This is a genomic window from Aeromonas sp. TECH754, assembly GCF_056279295.1.
Window position 1 is genome coordinate 2,252,067 of the sequence record NZ_JBWBRA010000001.1, and the last position, 26,890, is coordinate 2,278,956.

Genomic DNA, 26,890 nt, shown 5'->3' on the forward strand with positions numbered 1-26,890 from the left:
CAACCTCACAGATGAATAACAAAATCCACAGACTCAAAACGCCAATATTCAATATCAATATGCACAACGACACCATCTGCATTAGCCCGGTGCTTTTCGACGAGAATAGCAGGAGCACCGGGGGCACAGCCCAGATGTCGACAAATATCTGCACCAATTCGGACAGGGCTGAACGTCAGGTGTTTGGTGTTCACCGTTTGAGCAAAGCGGCTTTGCCACAGAGTTTGCAGAGAATCGTTACCAATATAGTCTATAAAATCGGGGGCATACTCAGGATTTATATAGGTTTCATGATAAAAAACTTTATGCTCATCCAAGGCACCCCATCCAGTTATTTTATAGATGGGTTTCCTTTTTCCTCCAAAAAAAATACCAGCAAAACGCTCATCATACTCAATGCATGATTCTTTTATTAAATAATCCCAACTAGGCGTACGCCCCTGTTCTTCGGCCGAGATCAGAAAACTGGATGATGACTTAGGATTATAAATAAATCGTGGTGGCGTCATAAACCAGCCACGGCGATCTTTTCTAAAGATGATCGAATCTGACTCCAGACTTAATAATGCTTGTCTGAGTGTCATTCGTTTAACATTGAGTGCATCGCATAGTGTTCGCTCAGAGGGCAGCTTGCTGCCTGGCGCCAACTGATTGTCAGCCATCCATTTGTCCAGCGCTACTTTAGCAACCTCGACAGTATATATCATGTTGGACATCACACACCTGAACATTGGTTTAAACCAGATTTAAAAATCTTACTCTCTCCTCCTTGAAACCGGCAATAGCGGTCTGATCTCATGATGCCGAAATGTGATTGCACTCTCAGTGCCAGCAACATTTGTGAATACGGTCACACAAAATTGAGGAAAGCCATCATGAAAAAGAGCCTCTATCGAAAACCTTTTTTCGGTCATCAGATAATGCAGGTGCAAGGAGCGCTATCTGAACGCCTGATCAGGCAGCCTCCTACGTTCGAAAGATCCAGCAGGGCGATCGCTGCACCCACCCCGGGCACAAGCATCGACGATCCCTGTGTTTCCCATGGGATGAAATGTTGTTTGGGCCGGATTTGCAGTATTCTTGGCCGCAGAACATTGCCCAACAGGATAGTGCCCGTTCATGTCGTCTACCGCACTCAGTCATCTCCCCACTGCCAGCCAGGCGCCGCTGTTCTTTCGCCTGGATACCCGCAGCCAACGGCTGGTCGCCCTGACCGATGTGATGCAGACACCACTCCACTGGCTCGATGAGCCAAGGGGCGCCTGGCCGGCCCAGTTGCCGAATGCCTTGCGCCAGCCCATAGAACAGCGGCTTGCCAGCAACCAGGGCGGCAAGCTGCTGCTGCGCTTTGCCGATCTGCAGTGGCACATCTCCCTCTCCCACGAACAGGATGCCTTCTGGCTCATCTGCCTGCAGACCCAGCGCCAGGAGAGTGCGGCCAATCTGTCGCTGCAACTGCCGCGTCTGAGCCAGATGGCCAGCCAGCAGCAGTACACCGCCATGCTGGAGAGCCTCAAGGAGTGCCTGGGTGCGGATCGCCTCATCCTCTGGCACTACCAGGCCAATGGCCCGCTCGGTAGCGAACAGCTGACCCCGGTCTTCACCCTGGGGATTGACTCGCTCGGCGCCATCCGTGGCGATAGCCGCTATATCCGCGCCCTGCGCGCCCGCGGCGCCCTGAGCTTCTCCGAGTCCGCCCATCAACCCATGCTGAGCCAGCATTACTACCTGGCCGATGCCAATGTCTGCTCCCGTCTGGATGGCGCCTTGCTGGAGCAGGAAAAGCTCATCGGCGTACTCAGCCTCGAATATGTCGAGGCGCTCCAGCCCAATGAAGAGACGCTGCAACTGGTGCGTCACTGCGCCCAGTTGCTGGGCCATTGGCAGCCGGAGCCGCCGGTAACCGAGACGCCTCCCATCTCCCTGCCGGCCGACGAACTGAGCTGCAAGACCGGCAACGACTACTGCCGCGCCCTGCTCGGCTGGGCCATGGCCCGCTGCGGGGCCCGTATAGGCTGGATCGGTGAATTCCAGCCGCGCGGTCAGGATCTCTGGATCATCCCGCGCTGCGTCCTGTCGGGAGAGACGTTCTCCACCGTCAGGCCCATCCGGATGGAGATGGGTCCTGGCCGGGAGATTTTCCAGCACGGCCAGAGCCTCTACGTGGATGACTTGCCCCTGCGCTACCCCCAGGCCAGCCAGCTGCTGGCCCTCGATGCCAAGGCCTATGTCGGCATTCCCCTCCATGGCCCGGGCGGCGTCCCGTTGGGCCAGCTCACCCTGCTGCTCGATAGGCCGCTTGCCGATCCCATGCCCCTGCTCAATGCCCTCAACGACCAGCGCGAGCGGGCGGCCATCGAGCTGCAACGTCTCGCCAACGACGATGCCCTGCGCCTGGCCGAGGTAGCCTTCAACACCCACGATGGCCTGCTGGTGATGGATCACAGCGGCATCATTCTCAAGGTCAACGACTCTTTCAGCCGCATCACCGGCTTTAAGGACGATGAGGTGATCGGCCTTCACATCGGTGCCCTGCGCCCGACCTACTACGGCGACAGTCTCAAAGACGACGTCATCACCGCCGTCAATGAGCAGGAGTACTGGCTCGGCGAGGAGCAGTGTCTGCACAAGGCTGGCCAGCTGTTCCCGGTCAGGCTCATGGTGAGCGGCGTCAAGGATGAGGCGGGCGAGATCAGCCATTTCGTCTGCAGCTTCCACGATATCACCAGCGAGAAGGAGGCCGCGCGCCACATCGAGCGGCTCGCCTATTACGACGATCTGAGCGATCTCTACAACAGGCGCAGCCTGAACGACATCATGCAGCGCACCCTGCAGAGTCCGAGCGGACAATGGGGGGCCTTGCTGCTGCTCGATCTCGACAACTTCAAGTCGATCAATGACTCCCTCGGCCATGCCTGCGGCGATCTGCTGCTGCAGGCCGTGGTGATGCGGCTCAAGTCCCTGCCGCAAGAGAACCTGGTGCTGGCCCGCACCTCCGGGGACGAGTTTGCCCTGCTGTTCACGGCGCTCGGCCAGGGCTATGTCACCGCCAAGATCCTGGCGGAGCATTTCGCTCGCGAGCTGATGGGCATTTTTCGCAATCCGTTTGACATCGGTGATCACAAGCTGCACTGCAGCGCCTCGGTGGGGATCAGCCTCTTCTGTGGCGATGACAGGGATCACCTGATCCTGATGCAACAGGCCGATACCGCCGTGCACATGGCCAAGCGCGCCGGCCAGGGGAACTATGTCTTCTTCAGCGAGACCATGGCGGAGAAGGAGAAGAACAAGCTCTCCCTGAGCAACCAGTTGCGCGACGCCCTGCGCAACAACGAGCTGGTGCTGCATTATCAGCCCCAGTATCGGGTCGATAACGGCAGCCTGTCCGGGGTGGAAGCCCTGCTGCGCTGGCAGAAAACCGATGGCACCATGGTGCCCCCCGGTGAGTTCATCCCCATCGCCGAGGAGACCACGCTCATCCAGGAGATCGGCTATTGGGTGATGAAGACCGCCTGTGCCCAGTACAGTTTCTGGCTCAACAATGGCCTCGCCATCCCCCATCTGTCGGTCAACGTCAGCGCCCGCCAGTTCCACACCGCCGGTTTCGTGCAGCAAGTGGAGTACATACTGCGCGATACTGGCGTGCCCCCCTCCCGCCTGCTGCTGGAGGTAACCGAATCGGTGGTGCTGGAAAACCGGCTGGACAGCATCGCCAAGATCCGACAGCTCAAGGCGCTGGGCATCCTGATCTCCATCGATGATTTCGGCACCGGTTATTCCTCCCTCGCTTATTTGCGCGATCTGCCCGCCGATGAGGTCAAACTGGATAGGAGCTTCATCCAGACGCTGGTTCACAGCGAGCAGGACAGGGCCATCGTCAAGGCGATCCTGGACTTGGCCCGGGTGTTTCGCTTTACTGTGACCGCCGAAGGAGTGGAGGATGAAGAGCAGCTGGACGTCCTCAAGCAGCTGGGATGCCAGCACTATCAGGGCTTCCTGACCAGCCGTCCGCTCGCGGTCAAGGCACTGGAGGCGCTGCTGGGCAAAGCCAGATCGGACTAAACAGGTAGGATTTATAGGGCTTTTTGTAATAAAATAACGACCGCTAGAACCCTGCCAGCACAATTGGAGTCGTCTATGTCAATCATTAACCGGATCCCTGCCGTCGAAGCCAGCGGCTCTGCCGACAGGAAAGTGGCTAATCACCGGATCTCTGCCGCCACCGTTAGCGACGCCAGCAAGACCGAAGTCATTGGCCGGATCCATTCCATTGAGACCTGCGGCACGGTCGATGGTCCCGGTATCCGCTTCATCGTGTTCATGCAGGGCTGCCTGATGCGCTGCAAGTACTGCCACAACCGGGATACATGGGACACTCAGGGTGGTCGCGAGGTCACGGTGCCCGAGTTGATGCAGGATCTCACCAGCTACCGCCACTTCATGAATGCCTCTGGCGGCGGCGTCACCGCCTCCGGCGGGGAAGCCATGCTGCAACAGGAGTTCATTGCCGATCTGTTCGCCGCCTGCCAGGCGCAGGGGATCCACACCTGCCTCGATACCAACGGCTTTGTGCGCCACTACGACGAGCTGCTCGACCGGGTGCTCAACAACACCGACCTGGTGCTGCTCGACATCAAACAGATCAACGATGAGAAGCACATACCGCTCACCCACGTCAGCAACAAATACACCCTGGAGTTTGCCCGCTACCTGGCGGCCAGAGGCCAGACCATGTGGATCCGCTACGTGGTGGTGCCCACCTGGTCCGACGATGACGAGAGCGCCGAGGGGCTCGGCCAGTTCATCGCCGGCCTGGGGGATTGTGTGGAGAAGGTGGAGCTGCTGCCCTATCACGAGCTCGGCAAACACAAGTGGGATGTGCTGGGCGACCACTATGATCTCACCGGGATCAAGCCCCCCAGCAAGGAGACCATGGACAGGGTCCAGGCCATCCTCGGCAAGTACCACCCCAACGTCAAATATTGATGACAAAGGGCTGACCCAGACTGGGCAGCCCTTTTTCTTTGCCATCCCGACGATGGCCCATGATTCATCCGCTACCAGTAGTTATACGCAAAGGAGATGCCATGACTGAAGGACAAGTCGCCGCCCTCCTGCTCTGGCTGGTGCTGCTGGCAGCCAGCCTGCGTGGCTCCCTGTTGCGCACCCTCCATGACAATCCGCTCTATCAGCATCTCTGCCTGGGGAGCGCCATCGCTCTGGTACCACTCTGGTATTTGCGAGCAGGCCTGCACGAGGGGCTGGAGATCCATTTTCTCGGCCTCACCAGCCTGACCCTGCTGCTAGGCTGGCGCCTCGCCCTGCTGGCGCCCTGCCTCACCCTGCTGATCCTCGGCTATTTTGGTGTCACAGATCCCGGCGACTTTGGCTGGCAGGCGCTGATCGGCATCGGCTTGCCGGTAGCCACCAGCTGGTTGGTGTTCCTCGGAAGCTGGGCCTGGCTGCCCCGCCACCTGTTCGTCTATCTGTTCGTGGCGGCCTTCCTCGGCGGGGCCCTGAGCATCTCGGTCAAGATGATCGCCAGTGCCCTACTGATGGGGCTGGATGAGCGCTACAGCTGGCAGGTGATCAGCAGCGATTACCTCTCCATCTGGCCACTGCTGCTGTTCCCCGAAGCGCTGCTCAACGGCATGGCCATGACCCTGCTCGCCGTCTATCGCCCCCACTGGGTCAATACCTTCTTCGACAGGGAATATCTGGGACGCTAACTCAGGGAAACGTCCATGTGGACGTCCCTGTGTAGGTTTCAAACAGCATTAGTTTGATTGGTTCATTCACCTCAGAAACCAGCCTGACAGGTGACAATCTAGAAGCGGTACTCGATATGAAGCGTGTGGCTGTCGAGTGCCGGGTTGGGTTCATACATGTGTCCATTGGACATGTGCTCATACTGGTAGCCAATCAGCCAACTCCTGGTGAAGGCATAACCCAACCCCACACCCGTTGAGAACTGAACTGGACCACCATAATCCTTGAAGCAATCCCCCTTATGCCCGAATTCATGCTTGCTGAGCCACAGCATTTCAAAAGGCATCCATGCAACCCACTGGTTCCACTGGCACTCAACACGGGCCCCGGCTCCCAGCCTGGCGCCAGATTCATGTCCGACATCCAAAATGCCTGCACGAGCGCCCAACCCAGCCTGACAACCTGACTCGCCCCATTGCCAGAACATATGGTGGTATTTCACATCCGCAAAAAACACATCTGACTTCTGGCTTTCGGCTGGAGTACCGACTTGCAAGACTACGATGTCATCGTTTGCCACTGCATCGGTGCCAACTATCGATGAGGCCAGCAGTCCCGAGATCAAGAGAATGTTAGCGCGCATTTCTACTCCTACATCCTTGTTATTACAGGGTGCCATCCATGCATTCAGCAGGCACACTTCAGGAATAGTCGGTAGAAAAGCACATTGTCAATAAAGTGTTAAAAACTAAAAAAAACATACGATTATGATTGAATGGTCTAGCAACAGCAGCACCGTTTTTTTTACATTCGAAGCAGCTGATATTGAATGGTTGTTATTTAACCCACTCACACACCACTCACCTCAAATCACCTCAAATCACAACAAATCACAACAAATCACAACAAATCACAACAAATCACAACAAATCACAACAAATCACAACAAATCACAACAAATCACAACAAATCACAACAAATCACAACAAAAAAATTAATTCAATAGATCTTTATCACAAAATCAAATAAAAATTAAAGTAGCATCCTATTTAAGACATCCATTAATTAATCACCATCTCACTGCCCATACTCCACCAAACTGCATAAATAATTTTATCACTTATGAAATCAACCATAATAACAATGAATTACAAACCCCCAACCAACATTGCCGTGTGACTAATACGCATTATCTCAAATACGAATTGACTCAAATGCGCCCCACCTGTAGTATGCGCACGAAATAAATTAAGCATGACGTTTACTGTAAAATGAAGCATCATATGCAGGTGAATTTCCTGGACAGGCAACGCATCGCCTGAAAAATGAGCGAAGTTTCTCATTTAGTGCCTTGTTTTATAGTTGTATTTCAACCGCAAATTATCATTTTTTCGAACGGGGCCATGTTACTTCCGTGCGGTAGCTTTGCTCTTTTTCCTCGATATGCGAGTTTCCACTTAAAGCCGCCCCCGTATTCACATATAATATCAAATCACTCAAAAAACATTATCCACACAAAACTGAAACATATTATTTACATTTCAGGTTTTGACTCTATGGAAAATATTGACACATGAACTACGCAACCCGGTTCCTAGTAGCAGCGCTGGCTATACAGATTGGTGGCTGCGCATATGAGCCAAAGCAGGTCGAAGCCTCTCGTCCTCTCGTCAATCCGGCAACTTCCACCGAACTACAGGCCATGCCTGCTAATCTGCAGCAGGCTCTCAACACCTTGCCGCAAGGGGCGACTCTCAGTTCAAACGGAGCTGCTTTTACCCTGGGTCAGCGCTATATATCAGCCTTGGGGAGCGAGTGTACTGAACTCTTGTTCAACAGTATTCAAGACCACTCTCAAAGAAGTGTTGCATGCAAGATCGCAGAGCAATGGTACTTGGTACCTCAATTGGAACAGGCATCAGTCAGCAACCTTCTTGCTGAGCAATAAACCTGAAGGTATATGTTTTGAAGATAATGAACATTCGTCAACTGAGTACCATCCTGTTTCTCATCAGTGCCTCCGGCGCTTCCATGGCTGCCACCACACCAGATCAAGCTCAATCCAATGGCCAGTCATTTGGCTATAACCTCTCGGGTGGCGGTGACAACGGTCGACCTCAACTCGGTGGTCAATCGGCATTGAACGGTCAAGCAAACACCAACTCGACTACCGGTAGTTTTACTCAACAGAATCGGCAAGGAATGCTACTACCAGGTGAATCTGATGTACGCAAATTGCTTCCGCAATCAGAGGCTGGTCTGCCTCCTCCCTACGGCGCCAACTTGTTTGCCGGTGGGTACGAAACCGAGCGTAGTGACGGCCTTAACGACAATTACCTGATAGCGCCAGGGGATAAGCTCAATATCTGGATCTGGGGCGCCGTCAATTTTTCCAACGTAGTGACTGTCGATAACCAGGGTAATATTTTTATTCCCGATGTGGGCCCGATCAACGTCAAAAACGTACCTGCCAGCCAAATCAATAATTTGGTCACCAGCAAAATAGGTGATGTATTCACCAACAATGTCAATATTTACGTCAATCTGCTGACTACAACCCCAGTCAGCGTATTTGTCACTGGCCCCGTGATCCGCCCAGGTCAATATGCAGGACAATCTTCTGATAGCGTACTCTATTTCCTCAAGCGGGCGGGCGGCATCGACTCAGATCGTGGTAGCTATCGTCAAATCAAGATCTTGCGCCAAAATCAAGTTATTCAGCAGATCGATCTGTACGAGTTCATGCAACAAGGCCGGATGCCCAAGCTTTCGCTGAAAGATCAGGATGTGATCTTGGTAGAGCCGCAAGGGCCGATGATCAATGTCGCGGGCAAGGTACGAAATCCATTCCGTTTCGAATTAAAGAAACGCAATACGCAAGGCTCTGAACTCATCAACTATGCCCTTCCTCTTGCCAAGGTAAGTCACGTCGGAGTCATTGGTGATCGCCCCAACGGTCCCTTCTCTATTTATCTTCCATACAAAGACTTTGCCAGTATCCAACTCAAGGATGGGGACAAGGTCTTGTTTAACGATGATATGCATGCTCAGGTCTACGATGTGCAAGTTACTGGCAGCTATATGGGTCCCTCCTATTTCACTGTCCGCAAAGAGACCAAGCTACACGATCTGCTCAATCACATTCCCATCGATCCCAAGCTGGCCGATTACCAATCCATCTACCTGATGCGAAAGAGCGTGGCGGCCAAGCAAAAGGATATGCTGGATGAGTCGCTCAACCGACTGGAACGCAGTGTGTTCACCGCGCCGGCCAGTTCGGATGGGGAAGCGGTCATTCGCGCCAAAGAAGCCGAGCTGGTCATGCAATTTGTGGAAAAGGCACGCAAGATCCAGCCCCTAGGTAAAGTGGTGGTATCGGATAAAGGCATCATTGCCAACATTCAGCTGGAGCAGGGCGATCAGATCGTCATCCCGAACAAGACAGACCTTATCCAGGTGGGCGGAGAAGTACTGATGCCGCAAGCCGTGGTCTATAACGCCAATGCCGATCTTGACGATTATGTCGCCTGGGCGGGTGGATTTACCGAGCGTGCGAATGACAAGCGCATCGCCGTGGTCCATGCCAATGGCTTGGTGGAGTTTAAAGGCCAGGGCAATGTCCAGCCGGGGGATCAGATCCTGGTTCTGCCCAAGGTTGACAGCAAGACCATGCAGTCGGTCAAAGACATCACCCAGATCATCTATCAGATCGCCGTGGCGGCAGATGTGGTGCTGGGTAACTAATCCCCCCCTCCCCCGAAAAAACAGGCTCGTCCGATGGCGGGCCTGTTATAGGGTAAAACGACTCAATGCATAAACCCATTCTCAATCAAACACCGCGAACGCCCTTGCAGGTACTGCGCGATGTGACCTTTGGCTTGCTTATCCGTGAACTGAAGACCCGTTTTGGCAGTTACCGGCTGGGCTATGCCTGGGCCTTGCTCGATCCGCTACTGATCATTGGTGCGTTCAGCCTGATCTTCGGGCTGCGCGGCCACAGCGGGTTTGGGGGGGCGCCGGCGCCGCTATTTATTACCGCCGGTTATTTACCCTTTATTTTTTTCAAGAATGTCGTGAGCAAGCTGCAATCCGCGGTCAGCGCCAATATGGGGCTGTTCTGCTACCGGCAGGTGACCCCGTTTTCTACCTTTGTTGCCCGCTTCATGCTCGAAACCATGATTGGTATGATGGTGGGTATCATTCTGGTGCTGGGATTGCTCTGGTTCGGATTCGATGCCATTCCGGCAGATCCTTTGCAGGTGATCCTCATCTATTTGCTGTTGATGGTGTTCTCCTTTTCCCTCGGTATCGTCTTCTGCGTTATCTGCACGCTATTTCAGGAGGCAGACAAGTTCCTCAGTCTGCTGATGATGCCGTTGATGTTTATTTCTTGCGTGATGTATCCCTTGATCAGCATCCCAGTTCAGTATCAACACTGGTTTTTATGGAACCCGCTGGTGCATGCTCTCGAGCTGATTCGAAGTGGCTGGATCGCCGGTTACAGCAGTCCCAATGTCAGCGCGGCTTATCTGTCAGGCGTGACCCTGCTGCTGCTGACCTTTGCCATGAGCTGCTATCGTCTGAGCCATCGCCGGCTGATCGCCAGTTGATCGCCAATGAGTGCGGAATAACATGATCATTCTCGACAATGTATCCAAGTACTACCCCACCAAGTTCGGCCGCAACTATGTGCTGCGCGATGTGAGCATCACACTGCCGCGGGATCGCAACATCGGTATTCTGGGAGTCAACGGGGCAGGCAAATCCACCCTGCTTCGCCTGCTGGGGGGCATGGATACACCCAATCAGGGCAAGGTGACGCGCCATTGTCGCGTCTCCTGGCCGCTGGCTCTCAGTGGCGGATTTCAAGGGAGCATGACAGGGCGGGAGAACACCCGCTTCGTCTGTCGCATCCACGGGGTGCGCGACACCCAAGAAGTGGAGGAGTGGGTCAAGGAATTCTCCGAAATCGGTCAACACTTCGAGCTGCCGATCAAAACCTACTCCAGTGGCATGAAGTCAAAATTTTCCTTCGCCGTCAGCATGGCCTTCGACTTTGATATCTATCTGACCGATGAGATCACCTCGGTAGGGGATGCCCGCTTCAAACAAAAATGCATCGATACGTTCAATCAAAAGCGCGAGACCGCGAGCCTTATCATGGTGTCCCACGACATGAAAAACCTGCGCCAACAGTGCGACATGGGGATATTGCTGCGCAACAGTACGCTGGAAATCTTCGACAAGATCGACGACGCCATCCGTATCTATCAAAATCTTTAACAAGCAACATCAAACATGACCCAACCTATCCGTTCCGAAAGAACATCCCGCTTCGCGCGCAAATTGCGCAAGCTCGGCAATGAACCCAAACAATTCTTTATCGACTCCAGCGGCTTTCAGATTGCCCACCGCTCCTGGCAGCAGAGCCTCAAGCTCGGCAGTTTTCTCTGGGTCGTGGCCTGTTTTGCTATCGCGGCACTCTATCTGGGGATCATCGCCTCTGACCGTTACGTGAGCAGGGCGGAGATCATCATCAAGCAGGCGGACCAGATCAAGATGCTGCCCGATGCCCTGTCGATGCTGGGTATTGGCGGCAGCAATCATCAGGATGCCCTATTGATCCAGGATTATCTGAACTCTTGGGATCTGCTGGCCAAGCTGGATAAAGAGCTCAACCTCAAGTCTCATTACCAGAGCGGCCAGGCTGATTATTTCTCCCGCCTGCCACAGGATGTCAGCCGGGAAAATTTTATTGAATATTATCGTAACCACCTGATGTTACGATTTGATGAACTATCGGGTGTGCTCACCATCGAATTACAGGCGTTTGACCCCGAATATGGTCAGCAAGTAGTGGGCCTGATGCTCAAGGAATCCGAGCGCTTTATCAACAAGCTGGGGCATCAGGTGGCGCTGGATCAACTGGCCTTTGTCGAGAAAGAGGTCGATCGCGCCTATCGACGGCTGCAAGATGAGAAGGCCAAGGTGCTGGCGTTTCAAAACAGCCATCAACTCATCAGCCCGGAATCCACCAGTAGCGCACGTCTCGGGGTCGTCAGCCAGATCGAGGCCGAGTTGGTGAACCAACAGGCGCAGCTCAAACAACTGCGCAGCTATATGAGAGAGAACGCCCCCGGTGTCATCTCGGTTCAGAGCCGGGTTGACGCCCTGACCCGGCAACTGGAGCAGGAGCGTGCCAAGCTTACCGGCCTCGATAAAGATGCCATGAACGAGATCAACGCCGGTTATCTCGATGTGCAAACCCAGGCCACTCTGGCGGCGGATCTCTACAAGACAAGTCTTATCAGCTTGGAGCAGGCCAGGGTCGAGGCATACCGCAAGCTCAAACACCTGCTGGTAATCAGCCAACCAAGTCTGGCCCAGGATGCGGAATACCCTCGCCGCCTCTACAACCTGGCCACCGTCGGTGTACTGCTGTTCCTCCTCTATGGGTTATTCGTAATGGGTTTGGCAACATTACGCGAACATCAAGACTGACATGTAAAATGTTAATAACATTTTAATTTAATTCCATATTCTATGTCTCAAAGAGGAGACATTGGAATTATATGATTGTTATTTAACTTTGTAAGCGATGTACTCAGATGAATTTATGAAAATGAGAAAACTAAAGAAATTCTTTAAAAATCCTGGAATTTTTATTCGTGACCATCTGAATAAAAAATACCCTGTAGTCAGAAATGAAATTGCATGTTCAGAGAATGAAGAAGATATTCTTCTACGGCATGACCTAGCTATGGAAAGTCAAATAAATATTGACTTTCCTATTGATGTCGTCTTTACCTGGGTTGATGATACTGACCCTGAGTGGCAAAAGCGTTATCAACTGCATAAGCAAATGGAAAGTGAAGGTCATATAGGTAGACATGCAACAGATCCAGCCAGATTCAGTAACCATAATGAACTGAAATACTCCTTAGGTAGTGTACTCAAGTTTCTTCCTTGGGTTAGACGAGTATATATTGTCACCGATAAACAGTGCCCTAAATGGTTGACACCAAACGATAGAGTTCGCATTGTTGATCATACAGATATTATCGAGTCACGATACCTACCCACATTCAATTCACATGTCATAGAGGCTCATCTACACAAGATCCCTGACTTAGCAGAGCACTTTATTTACTTCAATGATGATGTGTTTGTAGCCAGACCGCTTCCCGCAGGACACTTCTTTAGAAGTAATGGCATCGCCTCACTTTTTATGTCAAAGAAAAGTTTGCTTGCTATGCAGGCCAAGGGGGCTGATACGCCGACTCTTTCCGCATCTTTAAGGTCTGTGTCTTTATTAAATAAAGACTTTGGTTTCAGTATTGATCACCCCTTGGTTCATACCTATGTTCCTTTGAGAAAAAGTATGTTCGAAGAGGCATGGCGGTTCTACCGTTTCGAACTAAAGTCTTTTTTATCAAATAAGTTTAGAACAAATGCAGATATCAACATGGCAACCTTCTTTGTTCCTTGGCTTTCATATATAAGAGGCTCTGCAGTCCCGTCAAGAGATATTTGCTATTATTTCAATGCAAGATCACCAGCCGCAGCTAGCTATTTTAAAGCATTAGAGATAGCCAAGAAAAAAGGGACACTACCTCATTCATTCTGCGCAAACGATTTTAGTTCAAGAAACAGTCGAAATGTAGTTATGAATAAAGATATTGAGAGTAAACTCTTTGATTATTTTGCCTAATTTTAGTCAAGTAAAGTTAAATCGGGAATGTTATGAATAAGAAAATCAAAAAAATGATGAATAACCCAACCCTTTTCTTCACAGATATGTGGAAGAAACGAGTGCTGGGAGTCCAAGCATCACTGCCAAAAAAATATACCTGTAAATTTTCATACAATATTGTCATCGTTGGCAACGGTACTACAACCAATATAGACGGGTGTTTAAACTCGATCTATGCGCAACGCGTTGAATTAAACACAAATGTAAATATTGTTTTTTTAGATCTGGGCCTAGGCAAGGAATGTCGTGAGAAATTAAAATCATTTGACATTACTGTTATTGACACATCAGATACGCGATTAGTAGATTTTAAAAAAATCCTTTCAGGTAAATATACCTTATTTATTTGGGCCGATGACTTTATTGATATCAACTTCATCCTGAATACAGATAAATTCATTTTCTCAAATAGGACCCGAGAATTCGGGATGATATTGAGTAATCCACATAAAGGTTTAGCTTACAATGAAATTGCTAGAGAGTACCACCCTCTTAGAGCACTGTACAAGAACGCCCCCCCTTTAGGCATCCCTCCTGCACAACTGATTGTAGATTCCATATATGGTACGTTCATTCCTACAAATACTCTTTTATTATCACTAAAAGATCATGATGGGTACGAATGGTTAAATTTCGATGCCATAGAAGTATTGTTAAAAAATGTGAATTCAATTGCAGATAAAAAGTTAGTTGGATTCTCAAAAACTTCTAAATATATTTCATTTGAAGAAACTATTACAACACCATTTAAAGGTAAAGAGTGGACAGATAAAGACCTATTTGGACATCAATTCTCATTTGTTGTTAAACTCGCAGAACAAAACATTTTTAATAAAAACAGGTGGGATCCTTGTACACGAAAAACTCTGTTGTATTTCATCTTGAAGTTCATAAGGAAAGGATTGTCTAACCAGTCACTTCTTGATGTTTGTGACAACAAGGGAAAGGCATTTTTTATTAATGAACTGAAACGTGCAATTAATATAATTGGCATTGACACTGTTAACGCCTTCAACTTTGCTAGCTCAGAACTCATCAAGTCGGGCTGTGCAAAATGGATCAACGAGTATCGCTTTAGTAAGCTCATTGAAGTCATTCAATATGACAGTGACAAAGATCTTGGTTTGTTACGGTATTATACCAGTGAACCTCGATTTGAGCGTTTCATACTAAATAAGTCAGATACAATGCCGTTCATTGATAAAACCATTGAACACCGTCTTTTTGCTCAGCCTTTTTCCTATGAAAGACGGGTCTGGTTACCTCTAAAGACAGAGATCTCTTCCTTATTGACTTGTTTTGTTGATAATGAACGATGTTCCATAAGAGGTCTTGATAAAAAGATAGTCCTCAACGTAAATACCATAGACATCAAGAGATTCCATCAGATAAGTCTTCCTTATTTTAAGGTAGATAGCACATATGATGGTGTGTGGATTTTCATGGATAGGGATAATCAGGCGGATGACAATGCGGAGCATCTCTACAGGTATGTAATGCGAAATCGCCCCGACATTGATGCATACTTTGTTTTGAATAGTGATTCTCATGACTGGGAAAGACTGAGCACTGAAGGTTTCAAAATGCTCGCGTTTGGTAGCAAAGAGCATGAAGCCGCATTGGAATCTTGCTCAAGGGTGATTAGCTCTCATGCAGCACAATTTGCTACAGATTACTTTAAGGACAAGAGGATGCTGTCCAAGAAGTTTATATTCTTGCAGCATGGGGTTATTCATAATGACCAATCTTCATTATTTAAACCTGACTGGAAGCGCTTCGATATCTTCCTAACTTCCGCATATGGAGAATATGAGTCTATTGGTGGAGAGCTAAGTACATATAAATTCACAAGTAAAGAGGTTAAATTAACTGGGCTCCCCCGGCATGACGCATTGATAAAATCCAACATCTCTAGAGAGAAAATGATATTGATCATGCCGACTTGGCGACCTTCACTACTTGGCAAGGTCATCAGTGGAACAGAAAGGGAGTTGTTACCTGATTTTTCAGATAGTCAATATGCTAAGGCATGGATAGGCATAATCAATAATGAAACCCTAAGAGAAAAAGCAAGAGAAGCTGGCTACAAAATAGTATTCTTCCCACACGCTAATATTCAGCCCTACCTAAACGAGTTTAATGTTCCTGATGATGTTGAAATATTAGATCATGCATTTGGTAGCATTCAAGAGCTTTTTTTGAAGGCAAGTATGATGATCACTGATTACTCTTCAGTAGCATTTGAAATGGCCTATTTATTCAAACCCGTTTGTTATTATCAGTTTGATGAAGAGGACTTCTTCACAAAGGGGCACTATAATAAAGGTTACTTTGATTATCGCGAGAATGGTTTTGGGCCTGTCTATAACGACGAAAAGAGTGTTATAGATTACGCATTAAAAAATATTGCTCAAGATTGCAAGCCAGGTCCTGAATACATTGAGAAAGTGAATGCATTCTTCCCTTATCGTGATGGTAATTGTTGTCAAAGAGTGCTGGAAGAAATCGAAGAACTAGATAGACCAATTTCTTCTAACTATATTGTGGATAAATTGCTTCTCGCAGCTGAAAGTGCTTATCAGGAAGGTGCATGGTCACTGGCGATATCAAGATATGAGCAATTATTCAAGAAATACGACTTGTCAACAGCTGGAAAAAGAATTTTAGATACCGCAAAGTTTAAATACATCAATAGTCTACAGATAACAGGCGAACTAAGAGAAGCCGATGAATTTTTAAGCGACTCAAAAGAGATAGACAAAGATCTATTTAAATCTATCGTTATTAAAGGCCGACTATATTCTGATGTATTAAATAATCAGTCATCTGTATTGTCTGAGAGTAAATTCCCCAGTCTGTACAAAAATGATTATATGTTCTTCTTAACTATTTTCGGCACTATATATAGGAATGTTATAAAAAAGGATGAGCCTGTATCAAATCAGATTGATGAAAAATTTGAACGTTTTATCAGTCTTTGCAGCACAGCCCCCTCTGCAGCACTTGATTTATACCACTCCAACCAAGAGCATTATTATTTCTCATTATTTAGTTCGCAATTTATAGAGCTCACATTGCTTTATACCGCAGGACGTCATCATGATGTACTCTCAACATATAACTCTATGAATAGAGCACATAAGGGCGATATTTTAAATAAATTTATTTATCTCCGTGCGTTGAGAGAATTAAATCAATGGGCAAGAATGCAAAAGTTCATAGGCTCTAATAAAATCCTTCAAGGCCGCACTGGTATTGTTGAGTTTGCCTCTAACTATTTCTATGTTGCTAATTATGACAAAAAGCCTATTCCAAACATAGATGACTATGAATTCATATTTGAATCTGTTGGTCCATTTAGCTTGAAGTTGACACAAAATATTATTAAATATTTTCTCATCATCGATAAGGACATGGAGAAAGCTGGAAAGCTAATTGAAATTTATATAGATGATTTAGACCCTAGGCTTGTATCTATATACATAAAAAACTTAGTCCGTTTAAGACAACCAGAGAAAGCTTATCAACTTTTACATAGAATGAATAGAGATTTACTATCCAATGAACTAAATTCATTGTTTGGGCATCTTGCATTTATTTATGGTGATTATGAAATTGTTGAGCTTTGTTTTCAAAAAATAGTTTTAGATAAATGGCCATCTGTTGATAGAAAAGCAAACTATTATCTTCAAAAGGCTAGAATACTTCATCAGGCTAAGCAAGGAAGTATACAGCTTAGTGTTCAAGAAAACATAGATATGACGAAGATATAATACAGTAAAGTGGGTAACAAAAATGCTACCCATTTATTATAAACTCTATGGCTATAAACAAATGAAATATGCGCATCTAAAGTTCGCTCATCAGAGCGGCATAAGAAAAATAAAACTCCATATTAATGGGACATTACTAAATGTATCCGCGAAGGCCGGAAAATGGTTCACAAACATACCTACATTGAACGGTAATGATATATATATCCTTGGAAATGAGGATAATTGTTGTGAACTTGTACTTTCTGATGAAAAAATATTTCATGTAGATCAGTTGAATTTTGATGCTAGATATGAAATAAAACAGCATCATCTTTGTGATGTTAGTGTGAGTTATGCCTTGTCAGGAGAGGTAGTAACACCTAAGAAAATACTGGTTACATTTCCTGGAGTAAGTAATTTTGATAATATCAACTACCGCTTAAGCGCTCTTACATCACTCCAAAAACAATTGAAAGACACCTTGATATTAGCATTTCAAGATAAGGAGGGGGTATACGGAAATTATTTGTTTGAGAATGGTTCGGGAGAGCGACTAAAACCCACAATAACAAGTTTAATTGAAGGTTTGAGAGCGAAGTTCAATTTAAACGAACATGACATTATTTTTTATGGTAATTCAAAGGGTGCAACGATAGCCATTGACTATCTCGAACTGTACCCTAACTCCCATTTTTTTATAGATATACCTCAGCTAGATTTATACAATTATGATGCACAAAATGACTTAATGCGTTACAGCATCGGTAGCAAAGCAAGAAAATACTATAACTTTGTCGATTACCTCCCAAAAATAAAAAATAAATTAGTCACATACTCTTTTGCTGAGAATGACTTTGATAATTCACGTAGACTTCCAATGCGTGAATTCAAAGACATTAATGTCTCAATGCTAAAAGACATGGAACATTCTGGCTCAGCCATGGAGCTAGTAAAACGACAATTCACAAAAATTATACAGATCATATCTAATACGACTGTTACGAATAGGCCACCAATCTCAGCTAAATGGACTGTAAGAAATAACAAGATTTTTTTCAGCCGAACTCTTGGGTCATTTAAAGATGAGGATGATATAAAGAAGCTTTATGCGGAGATTGAATTTTATAATAGTACATCATCTTTTAGTGTTTCTCTGAACTACCGTTTTGATAAATTCGTTATTGTACATTGGGAGAATGGGTTTGAAATTTTATCTCATCTTCCTGAAGGCTTCTTTAAAACTAGACTACATGTTTACATTAACTATAAAGAATATGAATATCCGCTAAAAGAAAAAATTATCATTAATGGCAATGAATTTTGTATAAAAGAAGATGGCTTTGCAGACTAGTCCCTATTTTATAGAACCATATAATATTAAACGTGGCATCAGCAAAAATGACTATATGGACACAATCCGGCGGCATTCTGGCTCGCAGCGCCCAGATCAGCACCTGCCTTGACCAGCCGTTGGCACGCCTTGTAACCCCTGATTCCCCCCAGGCTGGCGATGTGCTGGTTGGCTGGGGCCAGAAAGCCAATGCCCGCCAGATCAAGCAGCAGGCACAGGATCTTGGCCTGCCCTATTGGCAACTGGAAGATGGCTTTATCGGCTATATCGGCCATCCGGCCAAGGGCGGCAAAGCGGTGTCCCTTATCGCCGATCCGGTCGGTATCTATTACGATGCCCGCCAGCCCAGCCAGCTTGAACAACTGATCGCCACCCCCTGTGACGCCGCCATGCTGGCGCGAGCCGAGCGGCTTGTCCATGAGCTGGTGCGCCTTGGGGTCACCAAATACAACTGCTATGCCGGGCGACCCGCCTCTCTCTCTTCTTGTTCGGCGACCAACCTGACGGCGAAGGATGTCGCCGGGCTGCCTGTGGCACTGGCCCAGCGCCTGCTGCAAGATGGCAGGCCCAGAGTCTTGCTGGTGGATCAGGTGGCCGGGGATCTCTCCATTCCCGGCGCCCTGGCCAGCGAGGCGGATTTTATCGCCATGGTGGAGGCGGCGCGGCGCAATCATCCCGATGCCCGCCTCTTGCTTCGCACCCACCCGGATACCCGCTTTGGCAAGAAGCGTGGCGTGCTGGCCAGACTGAAACTGAGCGATGTAGAGATCGTTGCCGACCATTGTCATCCCCATGCCCTGCTCAACCTGGTGGACGCCGTTTACACGGTGTCATCCCAGCTCGGCTTCGAGGCGCTGCTGCTCGGCAAATCGGTGTATTGCTTCGGCATGCCGTTTTATGCGGGTTGGGGTCTGACCCAGGACAGCAAACAGTGTGAACGCCGCAACATTCAGGTGTCACTGGCACAACTGGTGGCGGCGGCGCTGATCTGCTATCCCCGCTATCTGGATCCCGTGCTTGGCCAACGCTGCGAGGTGGAAGAGGTGATCGCCATCATCGCCCGCCAGCAGCAGGCCGCTCCCCGCTGGCGCAGGCTCTATCTGGTAGGGTTCTCCCTGTGGAAGCGCGCCTTTATGCAGGCCTTCTGCCGGCCCTTGGCCCAAGAACTCTGCTTTGTACGCAAGCCGCCAAAACGGCTGACCGGTGACGAACAGGTGCTGGTGTGGGGCAGTCGTTACCCCGAGCTCACCTCGGCCATTCGGGTGGAAGATGGCTTTATCCGCTCCAAGGGGCTTGGTTCCAACCTGTGTCGCCCCTCTTCCCTGTCGCTGGATCCGGTCGGGATCTATTTCGACAGCCGCAGCCCCAGCGGGCTCGAGCAGTTGCTCAATTATCAGGAGCTGACCCGGTCACAGCTCGACCGGGGCGAGCAACTGCTCACCCTGCTGCGCGAAAACAAGGTGAGCAAATACAATGTCGGTGCCCCGGCGCACTTCACGCCTCCCGCCGATGGCCGCCCACTGGTGCTGGTGGTGGGCCAGGTGGATGGGGATGCCTCCATCCTGACCGGCAGCCCGACCATTCGCAGCAACGAGCAGTTGCTGTGGGCGGTGCGCGCCGCCAAGCCAGAGGCTCACATCCTCTACAAACCCCACCCGGATGTGGTGGCGGGCAATCGGGCCGGGGCCATTTCTGCGGCCTGCCTGGCGGAGTGCGTGGATAGCCAGGTGCTGGATATCGGCCTGACCAGCCTCTATCCCCATGTGGACGAGCTGCACACCATGACCTCTCTGAGCGGCTTCGAGGCACTGGTGCAAGGGGTCAAGGTGACGACCTGGGGTCAGCCCTTCTACAGCGGCTGGGGGCTGACCACGGATGCCCATCCGCCGGCCAGGCGCCAGCGCTCACTCCCCCTGGCGGCGCTGGTCTATCTGACCCTGGTGGCCTATCCGCTCTATATCGATTGGCAGAGCGGGCTCTGGATAAGTCCGGAGCAGTTGATCCGCCAGCTAGCAGAGCAAGGGCAATCCGCCCCTCGAAAGTCGAGCCGCTGGCAGCGCTGGCAAGTCAAGCTGAGTTATCTGGCGCAGACCCTGCTGCAACGCACCTCCCTTCCCCAGTTGATGAGATAAGCCGTACATGAAGATTTTGCTGCTGCAAGGACCGCTGGGCCCCTTCTTTCAGACCCTCAGCCAGGCGCTTTCCGACGCCGGCCACGAGGTCTACAAGATCCACTTCAACGGGGGGGATGAGTGCTGGCGCTGCGTGGGCCATAGCGAACGCTTCACCGGCAAGCCGGATACCTGGAACACCTTCTTTCGCCGCTTCATCAAGCGCCATGGCATCGACAGCCTCATCTGTTACGGCGATTGCCGTTACTACCACCAGCAGGCCATCCGTATCTGCAAGCTGAAAAAGATCAGTGTCTGGGCCATGGAGGAGGGTTACCTGCGTCCCGACTTCGTGACCCTGGAGCAAGGGGGCGTCAATGCCTTCAGCCCGCTCTATGCCAAGCGTGACTCGCTGGCTGAGATGACGTGGCCAGCTCCTTATGAGGCGCCGCTGAAGGTGGGCAAGACCTTCGCCCGCCGGGCCTGGTATGCCAGCCGCTACCACATCAACAAGAACCTGTTGCACTGGCGCTACCCCCATTTCGTCAATCACAGGCCCTGGAGCCTCTATCAGGAGGCCAGGGGCTGGGTGGCTGGGGGCGTAGTGAAGTGGAAGCACAGATGGAGCGACCGCTCCCTGCTCAAGGCCCTGCCCCGGCACAAGGGGCATATCTTCTTCGTGCCCCTGCAGGTCACCGAAGACTTTCAGATCCGGGAACATTCGGATTTGAGCGGGGTGGAAGAGATGGTCGCCCAGGTGATGAACTCCTTCGCCGAGCACGCCCGTACCGAGGATGTGCTGCTGTTCAAACACCACCCCATGGATCGGGGCTATGTCAGCTATCAATCCCAGATCAACCGGCTGGTCACGCTGCTCGGGCTGGAAGGGCGGGTGTTCTATGGCTATGAGCTGCCACTGCCCACCCTCTATCCGCTGCTCAAGGGGGTCATCACCATCAACAGCACGGTTGGCCTCTCTGCCCTGCTGCACCATGTGCCCACCTTCTGCATGGGGCGGGCCCTCTATGATCTGCCGGGTCTTACGACAAGAGGCTCCCTTGAGGGGTTTTGGCACAAACAAGATCCGGTTTGCAAAAAGACCTTCGAACGTATGCGTCAGTCATTGCTGCACCTGACCCAGCTCAATGCCAGCTTCTACCGTCATCTGGACATCGGGGCCATGGCCGTGGTGGAGAAGATCCATCAACACTCCGAAGGGGTCGTGCCCGTGCGGCAGCGCAAACATTCACTGGCACCTTCAGGCGTCGTCGGTGCCCTGGGCATGCTGGGCCTGTTTGGCCTCATGACCGAGGAGATGTGGATGCCGATGACCCTGCTGTAAGGTCATGCCATACCCACAGAAAAGCCCGCATTTTGCGGGCTTTTCTGTTTCTGCATCATGGACGTCATTACACGGTGCGGGGGCGCAGGTGGGCGTGCCAGCGGGCCTCCCACTGCTTGAACAGCCAGACGATGACGAAGGTCAGCAGCATGTAGAGCAGACCTGCGGTCAGGAAGGCTTCGAACGGGCTGTAGTAGCGGGAGTTGATGATCCGCGCGGCACCGGTCAGATCGACGATGGTGATGATCCCCGCCACCGCCGAGCCCTGCAGCATGAAGATCACCTCGTTGCTGTAGGCCGGCAGCGCACGGCGAAATGAGTTCGGCAGTATGATGCGAGTGAGGGTCTGCCAACGGGTCATGCCAAAGGCATTGGCCGCCTCTATCTGCCCTTTTGGCATGTTCAGCACGGCACCACGCACGATCTCGGCGGTATAGGCACCGGTGTTCAGGGTGAATGCCAGCAAGGCGCAGAACCAGGCCTGGGCGAACAGCTCCCAGGCCACGCTGTTTTTCAGCCACTCCCACTGGGCGGCGCCGTAGTAGATGATGAACAGCTGCACCAGCAACGGGGTGCCACGGAAGAAGTAGATATAGGCCCAGATCGGCCCCTTGATCAGCCAGTTGCGGCTGTTGCGCAGGATCCCCATGGGCACGGCCAGCATCAGACCGAGCATGAGGGAGGCCGCCACCAGCAGTACCGTGGTGTAGAGCCCCTCCCAGTAGGTCGGCCACTCTTTGAGAATGATGGAGAAATCCATGGCTTACCTCGTCTTGATCGCGTAGTGACGCTCGGCCCATTTCAGCGCCGAGGTAGAGACCGCGGTGAAGATCAGGAAGATCAGCGCCACCGCCATGTAGAAGGTGAAAGGCTGCTGGGTCGAGCCCGCCGCCAGCGAGGCTTTACGCACCATGTCATCGAGCCCGATGATGGAGACCAGCGCCGTGGTCTTGAGCAGCACCAGCCAGTTGTTGCCAAAGCCCGGCAGGGCGTGGCGCATCATCTGCGGGAACAGGATCCGCACAAACACCTGGGTGGCCCGCATGCCAAAGGCGCGTGCCGCCTCCAGTTCCCCCTTGTCCACCGCCAGGATGGCGCCGCGGAAGGTCTCGGTCATGTAGGCGCCGAAGATGAAGCCGATGGTGGCGACCCCGGCCGCGAACGGGCTGATGTCGATGTAATCCGGCAGCAGCGAGACCCACTCCTGGTTGGGATCGCTCGCCAGCAGGTAGTTGTTGTAGCTCTCGTTGATCCAGGTACAGAGGTTGTTGATCAGCACCTGACCACCGAAGAACAGCAGCATCATCAGCACCAGATCGGGGATGCCGCGAATGACGGTGGTGTAGGCGGTGGCGATGCCGCGCGCCCACTTGTAGGGAGAGAGCTTGGCCAGCGCCCCCAGCATGCCGAGCAGCAGGGCCAGCAGCAGGGAGGCCAGCGCGACCTCCAGCGTGATCCAGGCGCCTTCCAGCAGGGAGTTTTCGTATCCTTTCAAATCAAACATAGGCAGCTCCATTGCAACAACTGACTGGGTTCGTCTCTCCAATACAAGAGGCCCCATATTCTTTTAAATCAACCACATGCAGCTCCATTGCAATTAAGCAGGCCCGTCACTTCCGGCGGGAGGCAACGGGCCCTATGACGCATCGTCCGGTGACGCCGCTTCGCGGCTAATCGAACCTACGGCGCTCGCCGTACACGTCTTCTCTCTATTTGTTGCCGTAAACGTCTTCTCGTTATTCGCCGTAAACGTCGAAGTCGAAGTACTTGTCGTTGATTTCCTTGTACTTGCCGTTGGCGCGCAGGGCCAGGATGGCGGCGTTGAATTTCTCTTTCAGATCCTTGTCAGCCTTGCGCACCGCAATGCCGGCACCCTCGCCAAACCACTTGGGATCGGTCAGTTTCGGGCCGACGAATTCGAATGCATCGCCACCCTCTTTCTTCAGCAGACCGTCGCTGATGGCGGCGGAGTCGGCCATCACATAGTCAACCCGACCGGATTTCAGATCGAGATAGGCTTCATCGGCGGTGCCGTAACGCTTGATGGTGGCGTTCGGGAAGTTGTCGGTGATGTAGGTGTCCATGGAGGTGGCGCGCTGCACGGCGACGGTCTTGCCATCCATGAAGGCCTTGTCGAGCTTGACCTCGGTGCCTTTCTTGGCGGCGAAACGGGCCGGGATATGCTGGTACTTCTGGGTGAAGTCCACCTTCTTCTTGCGCTCTTCGGTGATGTCCATGGTGGCGATGATGGCGTCATACTTGCGTGACAGCAGCGCCGGGATGATGCCGTCCCAATCTTGCTTGATCAGGGTACATTTCACCTTCATCTCGTCGCACAGGGCGTTGGCGATGTCGATGTCGAAGCCTTTCACCTCACCGCTCGGCTCGGTCCAGGAGAAGGGAGGATAGGCTCCTTCCACCCCGATCCGTACCTCTTTCCACTCCTTGGCCATCAGGCTACCGGAAGCCAGGGCAGTCACAACGGCAGTCGCCAGCATCAGCTTGTTCATGTATCTCTCCTTGATAAACACGTCGATCATTGAAAATGAAGATGGTTAAAAGACAACCCGCCCATCAATAGATGGAGGAGATGAATTGCTTGAATCGTTCCGACTTGGGATGGGCGAAGATCTCCTTGGGATTGCCCTCCTCCTCCACTCGCCCCTGGTGCAGGAACATGACCTTGTTCGACACGTCGCGGGCAAACGACATCTCGTGAGTGACCACCAGCATGGTGCGTCCCTCTTCGGCCAGCTCGCGCATCAGGCCGAGCACCTCCCCCACCAGTTCGGGGTCGAGCGCCGAGGTAGGTTCATCGAACAGCATCACCTCAGGCTCCACCGCCAGGGCGCGGGCGATGGCCGCACGCTGCTGCTGACCGCCGGAGAGGTGACCGGGGTAATAGTCGCGCCGCTCCCAGAGTCCGACCCGGTTGAGCAGATGCTCCGCCTTGGCGATGGCCTCGGCGCGAGGCACCTTCAGCACCTGGATCGGCACCTCGATGATGTTTTGCATGATGGTCATGTGCGACCAGAGGTTGAAACTTTGAAACACCATGGCCAACCGGCTGCGAATACGCTCCACCTGACGCATGTCCTCCGGTTGCCGTTCACCGGCCCGGTTGGATTTCATGCGAATGAGCTCGCCGTGGAGGGCCACGGTGCCGGAGGAGGGGGTTTCGAGCAGATTGATACAGCGCAGAAAGGTCGACTTCCCCGAACCGGAGGAGCCGATCAGGGAGATGACATCCCCCTTGTGGGCCGTCATATCGATGCCCTTGAGCACTTCGTGGGTGCCAAAATACTTGTGCAGTTCACGAACTTCCAGTGCGGCGACGTCGCTCATCCATTACAACCTTGTCTGTCCCTAGACGCCGCTGGGGCGTGACTCAACCATCGTCCTTTTAACAAAACGTTAACCGATGGCAACCTTCAGCGAAAATATCATTCAGGTAGTTAAAAAACAATACAGAACCGAGGTATTTGGTGTTTTATCTGTATTTTTATTGGTCTCATCGGTATTTTTCAGCACTTTGTCTGCATAAAACCCGATTTCAGACGCCCCTGAGATACCGCATTTTTATACCCAGAACGCAGTGGTAGCAAGAAAATTCAGTCATCCATGCCGGATGTCGTCCAAAACGACTTTATTCATCCTTTTCTGTCGAGTCAGCCGGTCAGTTTTTGTGAATGAAATTGATTTTGCTGATGATGATCGCCCTTTACCGGAGGTTTACCAAGACGGGCCACCATCAGAAAAACATAACAATATGATAAAAAAGGCCCGCGTGAGCCATATCATGGCCGCGGATATGTGACACTTGCGCAACAACTCGTGATAAGGTGCCATTTTTCCCAGTTTTGTGATCGAGGCCCCAATGTTGCTGAATGTGTTGCTGATCCTGCTGCCGCTAGGTATCGGCTATCTGATCCCCCTCTCCTCCCAGCGGCTCATCAAGCTGGTCAATCAGTCTCTCGGCAAGATGGTCTACCTCATCCTGTTCCTGATGGGGCTGGGTCTGGCCTATGTGGAGAACCTCGGCAGCAACCTGACGGTGATCTTCGAGGTGGCGGCCATCATGCTCGGCGCCATCACGGCCTGTAACCTGCTGGCACTCTGGTGGCTGGACAAGCGCAGCCCGCCGACCCACGAGGCCATCGATGCCAAACAGCCGAACAAGCTGCACATGCTGTGGGAGTCCCTGCAGCTCTGCTTCGTGGTGCTGGCCGGGGTCGGTCTGGGGCTGCTGGTCAACCTGAGCGCCCTGCCCATCGACAAGTTGAGCGAATGGGCGCTGATGCTGCTGCTGTTGCTGATCGGCATCCAGATGCGCAACTCCGGCATGCGGCTGCGCCAGATCCTGCTCAACCCCTGGGGCATGAAAATAGCCCTCACGGTGATCCTGAGCAGCTGGCTCGGCAGCCTGCTGGCGGCCCAATGGCTGGGCATGCCCTGGAACCACGCCCTGGCGCTGGCCTCCAGCTTCGGCTGGTATTCCCTCTCCGGCATCCTGGTGGCGGACAAGCTGGGGCCGGTGCTTGGCTCCGCGGCCTTCATCAACGATCTGGGGCGCGAGCTCATCGCCATCATGATCATTCCGATGCTGATGCGCCGTCATCCCTCCGCCGCCATCGGCTACGGCGGTGCCACCGCACTGGACTTCACCCTGCCGGTGATCCAGAAGTCCGGCGGCATCCAGGTGGTGCCGGTGGCCATCGTCTCGGGCTTCATTCTAAGCCTGCTCGGCCCCATCCTGATCCTGGGCTTCCTGGCCATCTAAGCATCACCTCTCAAACAAAGAAGCCCGACCTCAAGGTCGGGCTTCTTTGTTTCGGGATGTGACCCTCTTTGCAGTACCGGATGATTCTC

General features: G+C 51.4%; 20 protein-coding genes. 14 read left to right on the forward strand and 6 right to left on the reverse strand.

What is annotated here, in order from left to right:
- Positions 1–5: 5 nt before the first annotated feature.
- Positions 6–716: a UTRA domain-containing protein gene (locus ACZ9IL_RS09875; protein WP_476003358.1), complete on the reverse strand. Its 711-nt coding sequence runs from the start codon at positions 714–716 to the stop codon at positions 6–8.
- 403 nt (positions 717–1,119) lie between these two features.
- On the opposite strand from ACZ9IL_RS09875, the gene ACZ9IL_RS09880 reads away from it, so the two are divergent.
- From ACZ9IL_RS09880 to ACZ9IL_RS09890, 3 genes are all read left to right on the forward strand, one after another.
- Positions 1,120–4,062: a putative bifunctional diguanylate cyclase/phosphodiesterase gene (locus ACZ9IL_RS09880; RefSeq protein WP_476003359.1), complete on the forward strand. Its 2,943-nt coding sequence runs from the start codon at positions 1,120–1,122 to the stop codon at positions 4,060–4,062.
- 75 nt (positions 4,063–4,137) lie between these two features.
- Positions 4,138–4,986, forward strand: coding sequence for a pyruvate formate lyase 1-activating protein (gene pflA / locus ACZ9IL_RS09885; protein WP_476003360.1), 849 nt, complete (start codon positions 4,138–4,140; stop codon positions 4,984–4,986).
- 101 nt (positions 4,987–5,087) lie between these two features.
- Positions 5,088–5,729: an energy-coupling factor ABC transporter permease gene (locus tag ACZ9IL_RS09890; protein WP_476003361.1), complete on the forward strand. Its 642-nt coding sequence runs from the start codon at positions 5,088–5,090 to the stop codon at positions 5,727–5,729.
- A gap of 98 nt (positions 5,730–5,827) precedes the next feature.
- On the opposite strand, the gene ACZ9IL_RS09895 is transcribed toward ACZ9IL_RS09890, so the two are convergent.
- Positions 5,828–6,352 (reverse strand): acyloxyacyl hydrolase, encoded by a 525-nt coding sequence (locus ACZ9IL_RS09895; protein WP_476003362.1) that lies wholly within the window; start codon positions 6,350–6,352, stop codon positions 5,828–5,830.
- 930 nt (positions 6,353–7,282) lie between these two features.
- Here ACZ9IL_RS09895 and ACZ9IL_RS09900 point away from each other — a divergent pair.
- From ACZ9IL_RS09900 to ACZ9IL_RS09945, 10 genes are all read left to right on the forward strand, one after another.
- Positions 7,283–7,657, forward strand: coding sequence for a hypothetical protein (locus ACZ9IL_RS09900; RefSeq protein ID WP_476003363.1), 375 nt, complete (start codon positions 7,283–7,285; stop codon positions 7,655–7,657).
- Positions 7,658–7,683: 26 nt separating this feature from the next.
- Positions 7,684–9,453, forward strand: a complete 1,770-nt coding sequence (locus tag ACZ9IL_RS09905) for a polysaccharide biosynthesis/export family protein (protein WP_476005334.1) — start codon at positions 7,684–7,686, stop codon at positions 9,451–9,453.
- A 65-nt stretch (positions 9,454–9,518) separates the two neighbouring features.
- On the forward strand, positions 9,519–10,319 hold the full coding sequence (locus tag ACZ9IL_RS09910) for an ABC transporter permease (protein WP_476003364.1): 801 nt from the start codon (positions 9,519–9,521) through the stop codon (positions 10,317–10,319).
- Between the two features lie 22 nt (positions 10,320–10,341).
- Complete coding sequence (locus ACZ9IL_RS09915; protein ID WP_476003365.1) at positions 10,342–10,992, forward strand: ABC transporter ATP-binding protein; 651 nt, start codon at positions 10,342–10,344, stop codon at positions 10,990–10,992.
- 15 nt (positions 10,993–11,007) lie between these two features.
- Positions 11,008–12,210, forward strand: a complete 1,203-nt coding sequence (locus tag ACZ9IL_RS09920; protein ID WP_476003366.1) for a sugar transporter — start codon at positions 11,008–11,010, stop codon at positions 12,208–12,210.
- 121 nt (positions 12,211–12,331) lie between these two features.
- The gene (locus ACZ9IL_RS09925) at positions 12,332–13,420 is read left to right on the forward strand and encodes a stealth family protein (protein ID WP_476003367.1); all 1,089 of its coding nucleotides are present in this window, start codon (positions 12,332–12,334) and stop codon (positions 13,418–13,420) included.
- A gap of 32 nt (positions 13,421–13,452) precedes the next feature.
- The gene (locus tag ACZ9IL_RS09930; RefSeq protein WP_476003368.1) at positions 13,453–17,235 is read left to right on the forward strand and encodes a CDP-glycerol glycerophosphotransferase family protein; all 3,783 of its coding nucleotides are present in this window, start codon (positions 13,453–13,455) and stop codon (positions 17,233–17,235) included.
- A 22-nt stretch (positions 17,236–17,257) separates the two neighbouring features.
- Complete coding sequence (locus ACZ9IL_RS09935) at positions 17,258–18,568, forward strand: hypothetical protein (RefSeq protein WP_476003369.1); 1,311 nt, start codon at positions 17,258–17,260, stop codon at positions 18,566–18,568.
- 47 nt (positions 18,569–18,615) lie between these two features.
- Positions 18,616–20,700 (forward strand): capsular polysaccharide biosynthesis protein, encoded by a 2,085-nt coding sequence (locus ACZ9IL_RS09940; protein WP_476003370.1) that lies wholly within the window; start codon positions 18,616–18,618, stop codon positions 20,698–20,700.
- Positions 20,701–20,707: 7 nt separating this feature from the next.
- The gene (locus ACZ9IL_RS09945) at positions 20,708–22,021 is read left to right on the forward strand and encodes a capsule biosynthesis protein (RefSeq protein ID WP_476003371.1); all 1,314 of its coding nucleotides are present in this window, start codon (positions 20,708–20,710) and stop codon (positions 22,019–22,021) included.
- Between the two features lie 67 nt (positions 22,022–22,088).
- Here the strand turns inward: ACZ9IL_RS09945 and ACZ9IL_RS09950 are convergent, their stop codons facing one another.
- From ACZ9IL_RS09950 to ACZ9IL_RS09965, 4 genes are all read right to left on the reverse strand, one after another.
- Entirely contained in the window at positions 22,089–22,781 is a 693-nt protein-coding gene (locus ACZ9IL_RS09950; protein ID WP_476003372.1) for an ABC transporter permease, read from the reverse strand.
- A 3-nt stretch (positions 22,782–22,784) separates the two neighbouring features.
- Entirely contained in the window at positions 22,785–23,525 is a 741-nt protein-coding gene (locus ACZ9IL_RS09955; protein WP_476003373.1) for an ABC transporter permease, read from the reverse strand.
- Positions 23,526–23,757: 232 nt separating this feature from the next.
- Entirely contained in the window at positions 23,758–24,531 is a 774-nt protein-coding gene (locus tag ACZ9IL_RS09960) for an ABC transporter substrate-binding protein (protein ID WP_476003374.1), read from the reverse strand.
- A gap of 64 nt (positions 24,532–24,595) precedes the next feature.
- A complete protein-coding gene (locus tag ACZ9IL_RS09965; RefSeq protein WP_042641728.1) occupies positions 24,596–25,366 on the reverse strand; it encodes an ABC transporter ATP-binding protein in 771 nt (256 codons plus the stop codon).
- 532 nt (positions 25,367–25,898) lie between these two features.
- Between ACZ9IL_RS09965 and ACZ9IL_RS09970 the strand changes: the two genes are divergently transcribed.
- Positions 25,899–26,801 (forward strand): LysO family transporter, encoded by a 903-nt coding sequence (locus ACZ9IL_RS09970; protein WP_476003375.1) that lies wholly within the window; start codon positions 25,899–25,901, stop codon positions 26,799–26,801.
- Positions 26,802–26,890: the final 89 nt, after the last annotated feature.